This is a genomic window from Carboxylicivirga linearis (assembly GCF_018271995.1).
Taxonomy (GTDB): domain Bacteria; phylum Bacteroidota; class Bacteroidia; order Bacteroidales; family Marinilabiliaceae; genus Carboxylicivirga; species Carboxylicivirga linearis.
Window position 1 is genome coordinate 14,476 of sequence record NZ_JAGUCO010000020.1, and the last position, 14,137, is coordinate 28,612.

The window sequence follows — 14,137 nt, forward strand, 5'->3', positions numbered from 1 at the left end:
CGGGACTACCATGATTTATAAAGGGTGGAGCCCTGACTGTATTAACACAGCATGACACTAAGTTATGGGAAGTGGAGTGCTGTGCCGGGCGAGAAGGGAGTAGAGCCCGGAAGGGGCGACTGTATTTGAAGGTTAGCGACCTTAAGATCACTAACCATTTATCATTAACAACTAATCCTTAATCTTTAATCTCAATTCCCACCGGACAATGATCCGATCCCATAATTTCAGGCAGAATAAAGGCATCTTTTATCTCAGGAAGGAAAGATTCGGAAGCAAGAAAATAATCGATTCTCCAGCCTATGTTCTTACCGCGTGCTCCGGCCCTGTAACTCCACCACGAATATTTATCGGCTTCATCTGGGTGAAAATGACGGAAAGTATCAACTAAACCACCTTGGGTAAATCGATCCATTCCATCAATCTCCTCCTGCATAAAACCAGCAGACTTATTATAATTAGGTTTAGGTCGAGCCAAATCAATTTCTTTGTGAGCCACATTAAAATCACCACAGCTTAAAACAGGCTTCTTTTCTTCCAGCTTCTTCAAATAATCAAAAAACGCCTTATCCCAATCCTGACGGTAATCCAAACGTTTTAACTCACTACCCGAATTGGGTACATATACATTAACCAAATAAAACCGATCATATTCCAAAGTTAATACTCTGCCTTCGTTATCGTGCTCCTCCAATCCTATGCCTTTAGAAACGCTAATGGGTTCTTGTTTTGAAATAATGGCAGTTCCGGAATAGCCTTTTTTCTCTGCTGAATTGGAATAAAAATGCCAACCCATCATTGACTTTAATACCTCGGCAACCTGATCATCCTGCGCTTTGGTTTCTTGCAAACAAAGTATGTCGGGAGCCATCTGATCAAACGACTCAAAAAAATCTTTTTTAGCAACGGCTCGTAATCCGTTTACATTCCATGATATTAATTTCACTTTTATCTCTTTTTCTTATTTCAAACTATTTGGTAATAAAGACAGATTGGTATTGGTCAATGTTCAATTATCCCCGGATACTTAAATCGTTCAGATAATCTTTATTTAAAAGATGAATATCTTTTCCATCCAATTTCAGAATACTTTCTTTTTCAAGCGTCTTAAGAATTTTAACAGCACTTTCGGTTGTGATACCTGCAAAATCAGCAATGTGCTTGCGAGTCATCAAGGTGAAGATCTCTGGAAACTGTTCTTTAAATCCATCAATATAAAGTAGTGACTCGGCCATTCGACCCATCATTTGCTTGTACAATACTGATCGGAGTGTGTCGAACAAACTCATGTTCTGCTCGGTATAGCGACTAATTAACCCATGTCCGAAAATTCCATTTTTACCTATGATTTCGCTTATGGCTTGTTTTTCAACCAGCAAAACATGGCAATCGCTTATGGCCACTGATGAGTAGTTAAATGTCTTTTTCGAAAAGACAGATGACAAACCTACAAATTCACCTGGCCTTATAATTCTTAAGTTATAGCTTTTATTAATATCTCCTTCAACGTATTGAATAGCTAATCCTTTTGCAACAAAAAGAACATACGAAGCAAAGGTACCTTGCTTAGTCAGGTTATCCCCTTTACGGAATTGAACCTGTGTTTTACTGGTTCTTATAATCTCCACTTCGTTATCATCCAAAGCTTGAAAACAAGGTGCTTGTATGTCGCAGATATAATCAGTGTCTTTTTCAGTAATCGTCTTCATCATACACACAAAAATAGAATGTATTTTATGAAATGAACCAGTCATCACCTGAAAAGTTGTGCAAGGTCAATTTAAATACGGATCAAGGTCAATCCATTTTATTCGGTTGTTTTTTGGAGGTCACATACATTTGTCACAAGAAATTTTGATAACAAAAAACATAAAATAAAGTCTATATGGAAAAGATTGTAATTATCGGAGGAGTTGCTGCCGGAGCTACGGCAGCCGCAAAAGCAAGAAGATTATCACCAGATGCTCAAATTACCATGTTGGAGGCAGGGCCTGATGTTTCATTTGCTAATTGCGGCTTACCTTATTATATAGCTGGCGATATCGAAAACCGTTCAAGCTTAATTCTTCAAAGCCCTGAAAGCTTTAAAGAGCAATATAATGTGGATGTTTTCATTCATACATTGGTGTCATCAATCGATAAAGAAGCACATGTTGTAAATACTATTGATACCCGCGACGGATCAAAAAAACAATATGAATATACCAAACTGATTTTAGCTCAGGGAGGACGTCCTATTCAGCCGGATCTTCCCGGAGCCGATTACGACCATGTTTTCAGCTTATGGACATTGGAAGATATGGATAAAATTGATTCTCACCTGAAAAACGAAGAGCCTAAAACAGCTGTTGTTGTGGGTGGTGGTTTTATTGGTTTGGAAATGGTTGAGGCTTTAGTGAAGCGTGGCTTAAAAGTTCATGTTGTAGAAAAGATGCCTCATGTAATGTCGTTGATGGATGCAGAAACAGCAGGTTTTATCACTCGTGAGTTGCATTCATACGGTGTAGGAGTACATACTGAAACAGGTGTGGTAAAAATCAACGATAACTCAGTGGAGTTAGATAATGGTCAGGAGCTGGAAGCCGATATGGTTTTATTATCAATCGGTGTCCGTCCAACCTTACAATTGGCTATTGATGCCGGATTGGCCATTGGTGAAGCAGGTGGTTTATTGGTTGATGAATACTTACAAACATCAGATAAAGATATATACGCAGCGGGAGATATGGTGGAGATTGAGCATCGTGTGAGCAATAAAAAAGTTCGTATCCCATTGGCAGGACCTGCTAATCGTCAAGGACGTATTGCTGCCGAGAATGCCTTGGGTGGAAAACATGCTTACAAAGGAGCTATCGGAACTTCGGTTGTGCGAGTGTTTGAAGCGGTTGCAGGTATCACAGGTATGTCGTTGAAACAAGCTAAAGCAGCCGGTATTGATGCTGATGCAGTAGTGGTTCATAAAGAGCATCATACATCTTACTATCCTGGAGCTGAAACGGTTTCGGTAATGGTTATTTACGATCGTCAGACGGGCGTTGTGTTAGGTGGACAAACTGCGGGTTACAAAGGAGCCGACAAGCGTTTGGATGTGTTGGCTACTGCAGCTGCTGCAAAAATTAAGGTAAGCGATATTGCCGATATGGACTTTGCTTATTCACCTCCGATTGGAACAGCCAACGATGCTATGAACATGGCAGCTTATGCAGCAGAGAATAAAATGTCGGGATTTAGCCCAAGTATATTGGCATCGGAGTTGGACGAATTTATCGAAGGTAAGCGTTTGGTGGTATTGGATGTACGTGATGTATTTGCATTCCAGAAGAGTAACCTGAAGGGAGCTCACCACTTGCCATTGGAGATGTTATCAGAAAACTTGCAGGCGATTCCTAAAGATGTACCAATTTTGGTTTATGATGAGATTGGTAAAAAAGGTCATCAGGCATTACGTACCTTAAAAAATGCAGGTTTCGAAGAAGTATATAATATCTCAGGAGGTCATACTTCATTGCAACGTCATGCGATGGCTGTTGGATATAAAAACTTCCAGGTTGAGTTATTGCCTATTGAGAAAAAGAATATTAATCAGAAAGAGGAGGTAACCGAGGTTGAAAGCAATCAGAATGTGAGTACAGATGAATTGGCTCGTTTGGTGGTTGATGTGCGTACTCCTGGTGAATTTATGTCTGGTGCTTTCCCTGATGCTGTAAATATTCCACTGGATGATATTATGTCGGGTAAAGGTGATTTGGGAGAAAATACCGATAGAGAAATTATTGTGTACTGTGCCTCTGGTGCGCGATCGGCTTATGCGCAGCAGGTGTTAAAGCAGCGAGGATATACCAATGTGAAAAACGGTGGAGGTATAGCTGCTATGATGGCACAGATGTAAAATAGTTTTTTGCTTTAGTAGAAGAATAGTCACAGGTTTTGAAAACATCTCTGTGGCTATTTTTTTTGTTTTGAATTTTCTTTGCATAGAATAACTATTCGTTATACTTTTCGGAAGAAAGGATTCTGGCTATGTCGTTGATTAAGACTATCAAAAATAATTTTCCTGTTTTATCAGAGCCCGACTTGCTGCAAGAGATGGAGAAATACTGTGTCTATCGAAATGTTCAAGAGGGGGATAATCTGATTGATATTGGGGATGAGGTGCTGTTTATTCCTTTAATTACAAAAGGAACTGTTAAGGTGGTGCGTGAAGATGATAACGGTAATGAGTTATTGCTTTATTATTTGAATAGTGGAGAAACCTGTGCATCCATACTAACTTGCTGCATGAGTAAGACTCTTAGCGAGGTGAAAGCTTGTGTGCTGGATGAGGTGATTGCTATTATGGTTCCCATTCGTATTATGGATGACTGGATGCGTAAGTATGCTACCTGGCGTAATTTTGTTATGCTCTCTTATCGCCAACGATTGGAGCAGCTGTTAACCACCATTGATAGTATTGCTTTTTTAAAGATGGATGAGCGATTATTGCAGTATCTGCAAAAGCGTTCGCAGGAATTGCAAACAAAAACATTGCTGGGAACTCATCAGGAGATAGCTGATGATTTGCACACCTCGCGCGAAGTTGTGTCGCGTTTATTAAAACAGCTCGAACGTCTGGGGAAAATTAAGCTCTCGCGAAATAAAATTGAGATAATTTCTCTTGTGTGACCATAAGCACAAATGAATAGGTTGCTTCTTCCTACTTTTATAATAGTTAATAAGCATGCCAATAATAAAACGATATGCCTGGGTTTTAACTCAGTCTTTTTCAGTAGACAAAACGCGGATTGAAAGGTCAATCTGCGTTGTTGTTTTATTCAACGTCGATTCTCAATAAGTTTAAGCTATAGTTTTATTCCATTTGCCATTAGAACGGGCATTGGAGTGTTGTTGTCGTTTATTGAAAAAGGAATACTAAGTTTGGATATTTCTAATGGTACATGTTTAAAAGCGGACTCCAAAGTGTGGGACGTAAATCCTGTTTCAGCATTGTCAGATTCCGCCAGCCAATCCCATTGAACGAACGTGCCACCCTTTGCGAGTAACGATGAAATTAATTTGAGTGTTTCAGGGTAATTTGGAAGAAAGGCGCAAACCGATGATGCTACAATTAAATCGAACTTTTGCGACAATAATGGATGAGATTGGATTAATTCTTTGCTAAGTACATCGTTAATCAAATCTATTCCTGATAGCTTTTTCTCTTTTAACACGTTTATCATCTCCGCCGATGAATCTAGAGCAACAATATTCTTAGCCCGGGGTAATAATAGTTCGCTGAGGGCTCCGGTGCCACAACCAAAATCCAAAATGTTTAGGCCATCAATATTCACTTCGTCCTGTAAACTTTTAAAGGCAAGTTTTGAATACTCTATTACCAAAGGGTTAGTTTCCCATTCTTTGGCGTAATCATCCCATTCATTTTTCATTGTTCTATTTTAAAGGTTATAATACCAATAACTTAAAATTGTGCGATAACTTTGCGTGCTTATTTAGTTGGTAGATGTAATTGATGCTGTCGTAAAAATGATAGTTTATCCCAGTATCCTCGCTGTAACTGAATTTTGTTATTAACGATATGAAAGAATCCACAGCCTCTTAAGCCAAGAGGATCTTTCCATTCTAAAATACCCCAATCACCGTCTTCAAAAATATTTTCAACAATACACACTATCTCTGCCTGAGCAAATTCAGTTTTAAACATTTGCCTGATGGCCTCTTTGCCTATTGTTGGCTCATTAGCCACCTGATGATTGATGGCGTCTTCAGCATAAAGTTCAGCCAAAGCGTCGGCGTCACCCTGATTAAAATATTGGACAAATAACTGTATTATTTCTTTAGGTTGCATATGATATTATTTATCGCTGTACGGTGATCTATCATTTATAGGAATTGGTTTTAAACCTTTTTTTAATAAAAACACAATTGATAGTAAAGCAATAGTGTAAATGGATAGATGAAGTATAGAATTAGACATATCTAATTCAATATATTCAAAGTTGAATTGAGCAATAATGTTTACCAAGATATGAGCAAGAGTAACTATAATTAAAGAATTAGTTTTGTAATATATAAAACCAAATAACATGCCTGCGATGACATAGTAATGCAGGTTGGCAATACTTAAATGATGTGCACCAAATAACAGGCTTGAAAGAAGTATGGCCCAAACAGGAGAGTATTTTCTTAAAAAGTTCTTTAGTATTAAACCTCTGAAAAATAATTCTTCAATGATAGGACCCATAATAATCACGTTAAAATGGAATGGAAAAAAGAATGATTTTATACTCCCACCAAATATTTTTAGTTGATGATTTAATAAGGATTCAATAAATTCATTAGTCCTCCATAGAGGTGTGATTACTATAGTTTGATAAAGCACAACTATTGTAATTACACTTATAACGGTTGACAAGGCAGGTATAAAAAACGATTCTTTAATATTGATATTTGTTTTTTTAAGAAAGAATATTGTTGGAGGGATAAAAAGTAATGATTCTAAATAATGAAGAGAAATTTTAAATATGTCACTATTATCGTATAGGTCTGTAAATAATAAGGCTGCCAATGCGAATATGACACCGGCTAATAAACGCACTCCAATTAGCAATAAAAGTGCATGCCAGAAGTTAAGGGTGAATTCTTTTTTCAAAAGTTAAGCTTTAGGTTATACAAAAGGTTTTACTCAGCCAAATTAGCTCTCATAATTAAATATACCAAGAGTAGAAATAAAAATAATGGGGATAGCCTCAAGTACATTGGGGAACAAGCTAAGTACACGGGGGATGGTGTCGGGTACATGGGGGATTATGCTTATCCCTTATGTACTTGCCATAAGTACAATGGGGATGGTGTTGAGTACCTGTAAGATTATGTCGGGTACACAGGGGAAGATGTTAAGTTTACGGGGGATGAACATCATCCCTAGGGGGATAATGATAAGTACATTGGGGAGGATGGTAAGTTTACGTGTTTTAACAGGCTTCAGTCTTGAATTAAAAGTAAAAATGGGTTTGAGTATAGCAATTCTCAAACCCATAATAAATAGCTCGTTAGTTTGTTAATTTCGGAACTTACGAAGTTTATGCACCAATGAATTGTCTTTGCCCAGCAAGCCTTCTATTAAGTTTACAAACGACGAGGCATCGTCATAGGCATCTTTCAAAGCTTCGTTAGATGCTTTAGTAGCATCAATGGCAGCAGCCTGAGCTTTTTGCTGTGCAACTTCTGCTTCTTTTAATAAAGTTGATTTAGATTTTAATCCTTCTATTCGAAGCTTTGGGTCAAAACCTGCTTGCGTTAAAGTCTCCGTTTCATCTTGTGCAGTTGTAAGGATGTGATCAACAAAATCACGCTTTTCTTTTTCTGTTTGTCTAGCCATAATAACTGATTTAATGGGTTAGTATATTAATATTTTGCCATCGATAATTAAAGATGGCGAAAGGAGTTATATACTGTTAATTGCAATAAAGCAAAATCGTAACACTTATTATGAATAAAAAATGCTAAACTTAGATGTATATATTGTATAGTAAGTTGAATGAATTGAAATTGGTGATAAAACGGATTTTGCGTTACTCACAGGAATATTAGCCGGAACGATTAAGTGCAAAAAAATACCCGCCTTGAATAACAAAGCGGGCATCTTAACTAAGTATTATGGTTCTTTACAATCCAATTACATTGGGTCCCTGTTCAAATACAATATCTACAGGTATACCGGCTTCTTCAATTTTATTCAAATCTTTTTGCAAAGCAGGACGAATAGTTCCCATCTCTGCCAGTGTTTGTTTGGCTTTTTCATAGTTGCCATCACCTTGTATGGTTAATATTTCGGCTGATAAGCTATTCATGGCTTCAGTCATCTTATCAAAGTCAACAGTGTAATATCCACTGTTTTCGTTGTAACTAAAGGCACCATGCTCCTGAAAATAGTTAAAGCGCATCATATTGGCTTTACCGTGTGCACTGGCGGCTCCAAATCTTACCGAGCGGAATATACCGGCCATAAAGGTTACATAGTTATCCATCAAATCAGTTTCGGGTAATTCACCCATTTTAACCAACTCACTCACCATAAATAAGCCAAGTATATCGGCTTTGGCTTCTTCCATCGATGAGTATGTTTCTTTTAAAGCTTCGCGAACACCACCATTGCCGTTAATAGTCTCTTTTATGCCCAAGCCATGAGCCACCTCATGAAACATGGTGTTTTCGAAAAATGCATCGAATTTAACATGTTGCTGTTGTGCCGGATCAATCAACACTTTGCTAATAGGCACTAATATTTTTTCGAACTTAGCGCGCATCGAATTTTTTAGCTGAAGCTTTCTGCTTCCTTTTGATACGTGTACCTCAGGATCATTAGGAAGGTTAATGGCAATGGTTTTACTACCTGCATTACAGTCGCCGGCATAATATAAGGCATCGTAGGCACCTAAATCACTGTCGCTTCCCGGTACTTCTTGTTTGTAAGTATCATCTACCGGTAACGACTTTTGTAATTCGGGTAGTAAAGCAGCAAAGCGTGTAAGTTTATCCGACCATTCTTTGTCTTTTATTAGAATGTAGGCTTCAAAAGCAGCTTTATATCCGAAAAGAGCATCTTCATAGTTTTCAATAGGACCAACCACAAAATCAATGGTGTTGGTTTTCATATCCATCCAGGCCATGTCGCTGGGTTGATATTCGTTGCTTAACAAAGCTTCAGCTCGTAATTCAAGATAAGTTCTTAATCCTTCGTCTTCGGCCAGGGTAGCAGCTTTCTTCAATAATTCCGAAGCTTTGGTTAACTCCTTTTTATAGGCTTCGCTATAAGGAACAACCTTTAATTTGCCGTCGTCACCTCTTTGAATCAGCGTATATAAATCGTCTTTTTTATCATCATCAAGAGCTTCAAACTCTTCTTTTGTCATGTCTTTAGGATAGAAACCAGCTCCTGCAGGCTTTGCTCCAATTCCCTCAACAAACGATTGGTTGTTATTTAGTCTTTCCCATGGACCATAATTAATCTTTAAAAATTTTTGAAGGGATGGATCTTTTGTGTTATCCAGTAATTCATTTTTATCGCCATATGCCTGCTTCCAAAACAGGTCATCCATAATTTGAGCCGTCTCAAATAATAAGGGTAGCATCTGTTTTTCTTTATCGCTTAGTTGATTTAGGTCGGTAGTGAGTTGAAAAGGGATAAAATCATCCACCTTTTGCGGTAGTTCAGCATCGGAAGAAACATACATTTTAGTTGGTTTTTGATTACATGCACTCAGCATTAAGAGTGCTACAAACGGTAATAAAAGTTTATTCATAACAGAAGATTCTTAGGTGTTGTAATTCTTTCTTTAGCTCTCTAATGAGAGAATAAAATTCATTGATCGAAATTACACAAACAGGCAATGGTATACAACTACCCTGCTAAGTATAGCGGTAAAAAAATTATTGATTGGATGGCGCTTTGGTTTCAAGTAATTCTTCCAGACGATCAATCTGACTTTGCTTATTAACCTCTCTGAGGCTGCGCGCTGTTTCGGTAAAGTACTGGTGCTTTCGAATAAAGTTAAGCTGCATTTGATTCCATTCGTCGAGAGTACCAATCATATCGCGCTCTTTCAATTCTTTGTATAATGTGTTGGATACCGGAATAAAATCGCTTCTACCTAGATAATCAAGGTCTGAATCACAAATTACCTGTTCCATCAAGTTTTTAGGTTCGGGAGGAAACTGGGTAGACATTATTAAGCTGCATACTTTTTCAATTAAGTCCTGAGGGTAATTATAGTTACCTAATACCTCGCGGGCTATATGCGATCCGTGCAATTCATGATCTTTGTAGTCGCGGGTATGCCCTGAATCGTGAAAAAGTCCTGCCAGTTTTAACGTGAGTATTTCTTCTTCCGAAAGATTTTCGGCCCAACCAATAAGCTCTACTTCGGTTATAACATCAATAGTATGTTTGATATTGTGATAATACAAATTGGCAGGCAGTTTTTGTTCCATCATATCCAGCACTTCTTCCTGTAAATCCATAAACTGAATCAGGCCATATTTAGTGCTGTACTGGCGATTAGGAATCAGCCCTTTCCCTTTTTCTGAGAGTTCGGGCAAGATACCTCCAACCAAAAACATGTCGAGTAGGCCTTTGTATTTGGCAGGAATCTGACCGCTTTTATTTAATGTAAAGAACTCTTTTACCAGTTCGTAGGTCATATTTGAAATATTGATACAACCTGTTGGGCAAGCCATTCCCACTCGTGAAGTGAAATTTACATTTTCACCTGTTAAATTATAAGGTAGTTTTTTACGTCCTGTAGGTTCTCCTAAAACCGGCCCGGTATGAATACCTATACTAATATTCCAAAATGGGCGGTGCACTCCTTCAACGCGGCAGTCGAGAATTACTTTACGCATCTCAATAGCTGTGTTGATAACATCAATGGGGTTGGTCCGGTTTTCTTCTAATACGCCACCAGCATACAAAAAAGTGTCGCCAATGGTTTTTACTTTTAGAACACCATATTTTTTAGCTATCTCATCAAACTTTAAATAAACTTCGTCCAATGCATCTATCAGTTCCTGTGCTCTCGGATGTCCATTCAGTTTTTTAAATCCCTTAACAGTAGCATACAGAACCGAAACCATTTTAAAGCGTTTTACCTTTCTGCGACGGGTGGTTTTTAGCTCTTCCTCAATGTTTTTATCCGAATATTTAGCTAAAAGATTATGGTATTTTTCGTTCTGATGTTGCAGATCTTCATACCAACTCATATAACCTTTTAGTTGATCATTGAGCTCTTTATTTCGGTTGGCAAGCTTTGTTATCCTATCTATGTAACCGTCTATGCTATCCATATTTATTGATAAGGGTTTTCAGAGATCCTGTTTTTTAATATTAGTTTATCAAATCAAACTATTAAGAATTAATGAATAAACTTCGTATTAGCACTAGTGGTTACGTTGATAAATTGAAAATGTTGTTATAATTTAGAATAATTCCGAAAACGCTATAAAATTATTGACAAATGAAGAATTTTCTACTATTAATTATTGTTTGCAACGTAACTGTTTTCAATTCCATTCAATCGCAAGAATTAAATCGGATATGGGCAACAGAAGCCATTCTTGAGGTTCCGGAATCGGTGCTTTACTCTGCCATTCACAATTGTTTATTTGTATCGAATATAGCGGGTGATCCTTCTGATAAGGATGGGAAAGGAATGATTTCAGTGATGGATATTACAGGGAAAGTAAATGATTTACATTGGGTAACCGGATTAAGCGCTCCAAAAGGAATGGCTGCTGACTCGATGTATTTGTATGTTTCGGATATAAATGAGCTGGTTGTGATTGATATTGAGCTAAAGCAGATTCATAATCGGATAAAAAGAGAAGATGCTCAATTTTTAAATGATGTAGCTGTTAATAGTCATGGAGATGTTTTTGTGTCCGATAGTAATGGTAAGCGTATTTATAAGCTGAAAGGAGGAGTGCTGAAAGTATGGTTAGAGGGAGAAATGCTAGTGGGAGTAAATGGTTTGTTTTGCGAAGGTGATGATATAATAGTGGGAACATCAAGTTCAATATTAAAAGTTAGCATGGTGGATCAGTCGTATGAGGAATTATTCTCTGAAACTAAAGATATAGATGGAATCGAATCAGATGGAGAAGGAGGGTATTATTTCTCGTCATGGAAAGGATTATTATATCATGCTGTACCAGGTCAACAGCCAGTATTGCTGATGGATACAACCGGCGAAAGTATCAACTGTGCTGATATTGGATATGAACCAGAAAGTAAACTAATTTTTGTACCTACATTTTTCGATAACCGTGTGGTGGCTTATCGATGGGGCAAATTATAAAGGTGTTCTCAATAATTTCTCAACTTTTTCCATTCGCTGCTCAATGGGCTCAAAGGCATCCACCCAATGTATTTTTGTGCCTTTTCGCTCCATTCCTCTGTACCAGGTCATTTGTCGTTTGGCAAACTGATGAATAGACACATTTAGTTTGTCAAACATTTCTTTGTAAGTTAATTCGCCAATGATATGCTGAGTCAGATATTTGTATTCCAATCCATAATAAATAAGATCATCAGGTGTTACACCTTTGTCTAAAAGGGCACGGACTTCGTCAAGCATACCTTCATCAAATCGTTTTTGCAAACGGTCAGTAATTTTTTTGCGACGCGCATTTCGGTCAATGTTGACTCCTATTATTAAAGGATTTACATCTGGTAAATCAAGCTCAATTTCAGGATGATCCTGATAATAGGTTTCTATTTCAATAGCTCTGATAGCTCTGGCGACGGTTTCAGTATCAGTTTGGTTATGTAGCGATTTAAATGATTCGAGTATCTTCGATAAATCTTCAATTGTTTTACCTTCCAGTTGTTCTCTTAGGGCCGGGTTATTGGGTACATTAATAAGTTTGTATTTTTTTAACACCGACTCAATATACATACCTGTTCCACCACACATGATGGGGAAATGACCATTTTGCTGAACCTTTTCAAAGGCTTTAAAAAAATCGGTCTGGTACTCAAAAACGTTATATTTATATCCGGCATCTACTATATCAATTAAATGATAGGGAATAAGTTGCCCGTCAATGGTGTAATCTTCAAGGTCTTTGCCGGTTCCTAAATCCATACCTTTGTACACCTGACGCGAATCAGCACTGATAATTTCACCATCTAGTTTTTTGGCCAGATGAGTGGCAAATGTGGTTTTACCTGAGGCCGTGGGACCCAGTATGACTAATAAGTTATATGGCAATTGAATATCAGACATGGCAATGTTTTATCAGCTTCAAAACTACGTTATTTTTAACCGAAAATAAAACTAAAGTCAGCTTGTTAAATAATACTAAAAGAAGGGTTCCGTTATTGATGCAAAGAAGAATCAAACAAAGTCAGTTTATAAATTTTGTTATTTTTGTCGTCTATGTCAGTTAATAATTTAAATAAGCAATCAGTTACGTTTGGGCATATGTACAGGAATCTTTTCAATAGAATAAAAGATCTGCTTGTCAAGCCAGCCAAGGCTTGGGAGATAATTGTATCCGAACGGAGTTCAATTAATTACATACTGATGACCTTCAGTTTGCCATTGATTGGAGCTTATAGTCTGGCAATATTTCTGGGGTATTTATTCGGTCATCAGGAGTGGGACTTTTCCAGCGCACTTAAGTTTGCAGTTTTTATTTTTTCAGCATGCTTCTTTGGGTTGTACATGTCTTATTTTATTCTTCTCAAGCTAATACCCATTGAAAGTATGAAGTCTGATAAGGGATTGGCATTTAAGATGATTGCTTATTCGTCGTTACCCATATATTTATTGGGTATTGTTACAGCCCTTATCCCACAAACATTTTTCTTTTTCTTTTTAGTGATTTATGCGGCTTACATCATTTGGGAAGGACTTAAAGTGATGCGTGTTAATGTTGATCAAAGAAGTTGGCAAACAGTAGTTTTATCTGTACTGGTATTACTAATGCCTTATGGGTTGCATAAATTGTTAATATACCTAAGTAGGTTTGCTTTATGAGTCAGTCATCCAATAGAATAAATATACGAAATAAACGCTCAACTTTTGATTATGAGTTGATAGAGCGTTTTTCTGCAGGAATACAACTTGCGGGTACCGAAATAAAATCAATCCGAATGGGTAAAGCCAGTTTGGTTGATTCGTATTGCTATTTTGTAAATGGCGAACTGTGGTTAAAAGGAATGAGAGTTTCGGAATACTTTTACGGAACTTATAATAACCATCAACCCGAGCGCGAAAGAAAATTGCTGCTTAATAAAAAAGAGTTGCAAAAACTGGAGCGTAAAACAAAGGAATCGGGATTGACCATTATACCGGTTCGTCTTTTCCTAAACGATAGAGGTTTTGCCAAAATTGAAATAGCTCTGGCAAAAGGTAAAAAGCAGCATGATAAGCGAGAAACGCTTAAGCAGAAAGATGCCAGCCGGGAAATGGATCGAGTTAGAAAAAAATATTAGATTCTTTTACACATTTACGCAACCTTTCCCAATCTAGTTCATCAGAGATATTAAACCCTTTAATGTCTATGCGTAAGGAATTTTGCCTTTGTGCAAGGTTGTGTTGTTCGCATGAAAAGGTTAATTTCAATACTCTGTTTTTAT

14 protein-coding genes are annotated in these 14,137 nt (G+C 37.4%); 5 read left to right on the forward strand and 9 right to left on the reverse strand.

Annotated elements, in window-relative coordinates; all coding sequences use genetic code 11:
• Window positions 1-178 precede the first annotated feature (178 nt).
• A complete protein-coding gene (locus tag KEM10_RS18215) occupies window positions 179-946 on the reverse strand; it encodes an exodeoxyribonuclease III (protein ID WP_212217672.1) in 768 nt (255 codons plus the stop codon).
• Between the two features lie 67 nt (window positions 947-1,013).
• A complete protein-coding gene (locus tag KEM10_RS18220) occupies window positions 1,014-1,712 on the reverse strand; it encodes a Crp/Fnr family transcriptional regulator (RefSeq protein WP_212217674.1) in 699 nt (232 codons plus the stop codon).
• Between the two features lie 173 nt (window positions 1,713-1,885).
• Here KEM10_RS18220 and KEM10_RS18225 point away from each other — a divergent pair, with 173 nt between their 5' ends.
• Together KEM10_RS18225 and KEM10_RS18230 are read left to right on the forward strand one after the other, a co-directional pair.
• Window positions 1,886-3,889: an FAD-dependent oxidoreductase gene (locus tag KEM10_RS18225; protein ID WP_212217676.1), complete on the forward strand. Its 2,004-nt coding sequence runs from the start codon at window positions 1,886-1,888 to the stop codon at window positions 3,887-3,889.
• A 131-nt stretch (window positions 3,890-4,020) separates the two neighbouring features.
• Window positions 4,021-4,662, forward strand: a complete 642-nt coding sequence (locus KEM10_RS18230; protein ID WP_212217678.1) for a Crp/Fnr family transcriptional regulator — start codon at window positions 4,021-4,023, stop codon at window positions 4,660-4,662.
• A gap of 176 nt (window positions 4,663-4,838) precedes the next feature.
• Here KEM10_RS18230 and KEM10_RS18235 read toward each other — a convergent pair whose 3' ends face one another.
• The 6 genes from KEM10_RS18235 to KEM10_RS18260 form a co-directional block, all read right to left on the reverse strand.
• A complete protein-coding gene (locus KEM10_RS18235) occupies window positions 4,839-5,423 on the reverse strand; it encodes a class I SAM-dependent DNA methyltransferase (protein WP_212217680.1) in 585 nt (194 codons plus the stop codon).
• 59 nt (window positions 5,424-5,482) lie between these two features.
• Window positions 5,483-5,842, reverse strand: coding sequence for a nuclear transport factor 2 family protein (locus KEM10_RS18240; protein WP_212217682.1), 360 nt, complete (start codon window positions 5,840-5,842; stop codon window positions 5,483-5,485).
• Window positions 5,843-5,848: 6 nt separating this feature from the next.
• Window positions 5,849-6,646: a CPBP family intramembrane glutamic endopeptidase gene (locus tag KEM10_RS18245; RefSeq protein ID WP_212217685.1), complete on the reverse strand. Its 798-nt coding sequence runs from the start codon at window positions 6,644-6,646 to the stop codon at window positions 5,849-5,851.
• 408 nt (window positions 6,647-7,054) lie between these two features.
• On the reverse strand, window positions 7,055-7,375 hold the full coding sequence (locus KEM10_RS18250) for a hypothetical protein (RefSeq protein ID WP_212217687.1): 321 nt from the start codon (window positions 7,373-7,375) through the stop codon (window positions 7,055-7,057).
• Window positions 7,376-7,661: 286 nt separating this feature from the next.
• On the reverse strand, window positions 7,662-9,299 hold the full coding sequence (locus tag KEM10_RS18255; protein WP_212217688.1) for a dipeptidyl-peptidase 3 family protein: 1,638 nt from the start codon (window positions 9,297-9,299) through the stop codon (window positions 7,662-7,664).
• 127 nt (window positions 9,300-9,426) lie between these two features.
• Window positions 9,427-10,839, reverse strand: coding sequence for an adenylate/guanylate cyclase domain-containing protein (locus tag KEM10_RS18260; protein ID WP_212217690.1), 1,413 nt, complete (start codon window positions 10,837-10,839; stop codon window positions 9,427-9,429).
• Window positions 10,840-11,009: 170 nt separating this feature from the next.
• On the opposite strand from KEM10_RS18260, the gene KEM10_RS18265 reads away from it, so the two are divergent.
• Window positions 11,010-11,849, forward strand: coding sequence for an SMP-30/gluconolactonase/LRE family protein (locus KEM10_RS18265; RefSeq protein ID WP_212217692.1), 840 nt, complete (start codon window positions 11,010-11,012; stop codon window positions 11,847-11,849).
• Here KEM10_RS18265 and miaA read toward each other — a convergent pair.
• Entirely contained in the window at window positions 11,844-12,779 is a 936-nt protein-coding gene (gene miaA / locus KEM10_RS18270; protein WP_212217694.1) for a tRNA (adenosine(37)-N6)-dimethylallyltransferase MiaA, read from the reverse strand. The two genes, KEM10_RS18265 and miaA, sit on opposite strands and share 6 nt — an antisense overlap.
• 198 nt (window positions 12,780-12,977) lie before the next feature.
• On the opposite strand from miaA, the gene KEM10_RS18275 reads away from it, so the two are divergent.
• A complete protein-coding gene (locus KEM10_RS18275; protein ID WP_244825993.1) occupies window positions 12,978-13,535 on the forward strand; it encodes a YIP1 family protein in 558 nt (185 codons plus the stop codon).
• Entirely contained in the window at window positions 13,532-13,993 is a 462-nt protein-coding gene (smpB, locus tag KEM10_RS18280) for an SsrA-binding protein SmpB (protein WP_212217698.1), read from the forward strand. Before KEM10_RS18275 ends, smpB begins: the two co-directional genes overlap by 4 nt.
• Window positions 13,994-14,137 lie beyond the last annotated feature (144 nt).